This window comes from Burkholderia sp. LMG 13014, from assembly GCF_905232215.1.
GTDB lineage: Bacteria > Pseudomonadota > Gammaproteobacteria > Burkholderiales > Burkholderiaceae > Burkholderia.
The window spans coordinates 1-3,612 of sequence record NZ_CAJNKE010000589.1; the positions used below are offsets into that span (position 1 = coordinate 1).

At 68.6% G+C, this 3,612-nt stretch carries 3 protein-coding genes; all 3 read right to left on the minus strand.

What is annotated here, in order from left to right:
- On the minus strand, window positions 1–630 hold a 630-nt coding region (locus tag JYJ84_RS31415), incomplete at its 3' end, for a nitronate monooxygenase family protein (protein WP_205189923.1).
- A gap of 232 nt (window positions 631–862) precedes the next feature.
- The gene (locus tag JYJ84_RS31420; RefSeq protein WP_175220105.1) at window positions 863–3,289 is read right to left on the minus strand and encodes a DKNYY domain-containing protein; all 2,427 of its coding nucleotides are present in this window, start codon (window positions 3,287–3,289) and stop codon (window positions 863–865) included.
- A 91-nt stretch (window positions 3,290–3,380) separates the two neighbouring features.
- The coding region (locus JYJ84_RS31425; RefSeq protein ID WP_205189924.1) for a helix-turn-helix domain-containing protein at window positions 3,381–3,612 on the minus strand (232 nt) is incomplete at its 5' end.

Genomic DNA, 3,612 nt, shown 5'->3' on the forward strand with positions numbered 1-3,612 from the left:
GCCGGCCGCGATCACCGGTGCGCGCACTGCATCGACGATCTGCGGCAGCAACGCGAACAGGCCCGGTTGCGCGTGAATGTCGTCGGTCAGGAACATCCCCCGATGACCGCCGGCCTCCGCGCCCTGCGCGACGATCGCGTCGACGCCGCGCGCATCCAGCCAGCGCGCCTCCTCGACGGTCGTCGCGGACGACACGACCTGCGCGCCCGTGCGCCGCACGCGATCAAGCAGCGTGTCGTCCGGCAACCCGAAATGGAAGCTCACGACTGCCGGCCGCAATTCCTCGACGACCGCACACATCGCATCGTCGAATGGCGCGCGGCCGGGGCCGCCCTTCACGTCGGCCGGATCGAGCGCGGCTTCCGCGTAGTAGCCGGCGAGCGCGGCACGCCAGCGCGCATCGACCTCGGCGTCGGGCGCCGGCGGCGTATGGCAGAAGAAGTTCACGTTGAACGGTGCGGGCGTGCTGGCGCGGATCGCCGCGATCTCGTCGCGCAGTTGCTGCGGGCCAAGCGCCGCGCACGCGAGCGAGCCGAGCCCGCCGGCTTCGCACACCGCGATCGCAAGCGGGCTCAGCGAACCGACCATCGGGGCCTGGATCAGCGGCAAACGGGAAGGCAGCATCGTCATCGGAATCGTCCTTGGAGAAGAAGCGAATGTCACAAAAAAAGTACGTTACAAGGCGGCCTTGCGAAGAGGCCGGGTGCGTCTCGCCTCTTCGATCAACGACGCCCCTGACCGCATCATCGGGCCTGCCATTGCGTTCGCCGCACCACGGCGCGATCGCGCCGGCCGGTTGCGTGGCCCGCAGAATCTCCCGACGTTCATTCCATGAACGCCGGAAAACATCGCCGCGACCGCGTCAGCCCGCGTCCGGCTCGGGTACGCTCGCGGCGGCCTCGATGCGAAACAGCAGCCGGTCGTCGAGCGCATCCCAGATATCGACCACGCCGCGCCCGGCCTTCGGCAGGCCGGCAAACACCGGACGCCCGTCGATCCAGCCAGCCTGGCTCTTGAACCACTGGCGCTCGCACCAGCCGCCGCGATACAACGCGAGCCGCTTGCCGCTGCCGACCTCGAACTCGCGCAACACGAATTTCGCATCGCGCGTCAGCACGCGGGCGCCGTCGTCGGAAAACGCGCAAGGGAAGCCGTTGTCCGCCCCCGGCCATTCACAATCGGCTTCGCCCTCCGTACGCACCGTCAACGCCGCGTCCCGTGCGAACGCACGGCGACGCCGGCCGGCGCTAACCGCGAACGGCGCATCCTGGAAGCGCTGGTCAGCCATGTCGTAATCGAGCACGTCGAGCGTGCCGCCGTCGGTGAGCGGCACACGGTAGAGCCGGTTGCGGATGCGCACCCACGCTTCGCGCGCGTCGGGCGACAGGTGAACCCGCTCCAGATCGTCGTACCGGCTTTCGGCGCGCCAGCACACGTCCGCCGCGCCGCTCGCGGCGTCGACCCGGTAGAGCGCCGTGTTGTCCCAGTACGCGACGATCAGCGTCGACAGCGCCGCATCGACCGATGCGCTCACCGGCACGTTGCGCAGCCCGTCCATGACCGTCGCCTCCGCTTCGTCCGGCACGAACGGACGCGGCAGTTCGAACGACGCGACCACCCGTCGCTGCGCCAGATCCCAGATGTCGCAGAATCCTTCGCCGGCCACGACGAGGCGCAGTTCACCCGTCGCGTCGCGCGTCCATTCGAGCACGCACGCGTGACGAGCCGCAACCGTCCCGGCGAGCGGCGCTTGCGACGACGCATGCGCCGATACCGATTCGGGCGCCGGGCCGGCAGCGACCTGCGCGCCCGCTTCGGGCGCCACGTAATCCGGCGGCACGTAGTCGGGCATCGGCGACCGGTGCCGCACGCGCCACGCAGCAAGCCATGCCTGATACACGTAGCGGCGGCGGCCGTCCGTGCCGATATCCGGCTGCTCGAGGTGAAAGCCGGCCGGATCGACGCCCGGCAGCGGCACGAGTTCGGCACCGTGGTAATAGACGTAGACCCGCGCACGGTCCCGTGCGAAATACTCGGAGAGGAACGCGAGCGTCGCGCCATCGACACCGCGCCGATACGGCTGGTTGCCCTGCAGCAACCGCCCCTGCCCGTCGCGCAGGAAGTCGGGCCCGACGACTTCGGCGGTCGCGGCATCGAACCGGGCCTTCACTTCCTTGCCGAAATAGAACAACCGGCCGCCATCGCGCAGGTAGTCGTCGCCGACGGTTTCGATCCGGGCGGGATCGATGCCACGCTTGCGCACCAGCATGCACAGCACGCCATTGCGATCCTTCGCATAGGTGTCGTTCAGGACTTCGAATGTCTTGCCGTCGACCTTCGCGGCTTCCGCATGACCGTGCCACTGCTTCCGAAAGCAATGGTCGCCGGCCTGATACCACGGCCCGGACAGATGTCGCCACCGCGCAGGATCGCCCGGAAGCGGGCCGCCGTCGAGAAAGCCGGTGTGATACTCCGCGTACGAGTAGAGTCGCGACCGGTCGGCGATGAACGAATCGCCGAGCCACCGGACCGTCGCAGCATCCGGTTCGAGCAGCGGCAGGTCTTGAAAATACACCTGGTTGCCGACTACCCGATACCCGCCGCCGAGTTCCCGCGCCGGCGTATCCGCCACGGCCTGCCCGACCAGCGTGTGCCACCAGTAGCCTTGCAAGTCGGGACGCGCGGCAAAAAACGGCGACCAGTCGCGCTCCCACTTCTCACGCGGGCCGGGATCGGCCGCGTGCCCGTATCGGTACGGCCGCACGCGGTCGGTCGCGAGATCCTGCGCCACCTCGTCCGCGCTGACGAAGCTCGCCGCATCGGCGCCTTCGAGTTCCCGCCCGCCATACCAGACCCGCTGCGCATCGACCAGATACGCGCCGACCCACCGCAGCGTCGCGGGATCCGCGCCGCGCTTGCGCTTGCCGTAGTGATACAGGTAGCGGTCGTCGTGCCCCCATGCATCGTTCAGCAACCGGAAGCGCGCAGGCGACGCGCCGGCCAGCTTGCGGTTCTGGAAGTAGACATGGTTCGCGTCGACGGCATGCGATTCGTCCAGCCGTCGAAACGTCGCGGCGTCGACGTCGAGCACGGTGAAGCGCAACCACGTGAACGTGCGCGCGTAGGCGCGCACGCCGTCCGTCGCCAGATACTGGGACAACGGCCGGAAGCCGTCGATCACGATGCCTTCGATGAGGTTGCCGTCGCGGTCCCGCAACGGTTCGTCATGGCAATACACGTGCGCGTCATCGCGCATGAAGCCGAAGCCGAGGTTCTCTCTGAGTGTCATGTTGTTGTTTGATTCCGCTTTCGTCCGGAATGCCCCGGTCAGGCGATGCGCCACCGGGTACGAAAGCCGCCACCGTGCGGATGCACGGCGCTCAAGCGTCCTGCAATCTTACGTCACGATCCATCCCGCGCCGGTACGCGGCCGGGCTCGTCGCCGCGACGCGCCGGAAATGCCGGCGCAGCGACTCCTCGGAACCGAACCCCGCGCGCGCCGCGACCTGCGCGAGCGACAGCGCGGGATGCGCTTCGAGCAGGTCCTTCGCGACGTTCACGCGTTCGCGAATCAGCCACGCGAGCGGCGACATTCCCGTCGCGTCCGCGAAC

Coding starts and splice junctions, on each gene's coding strand:
- JYJ84_RS31420 (WP_175220105.1), bottom strand. CDS start 3,289: ATGACACTCAGAGAGAACCTCGGCTTCGGCTTCATGCGCGATGACGCG.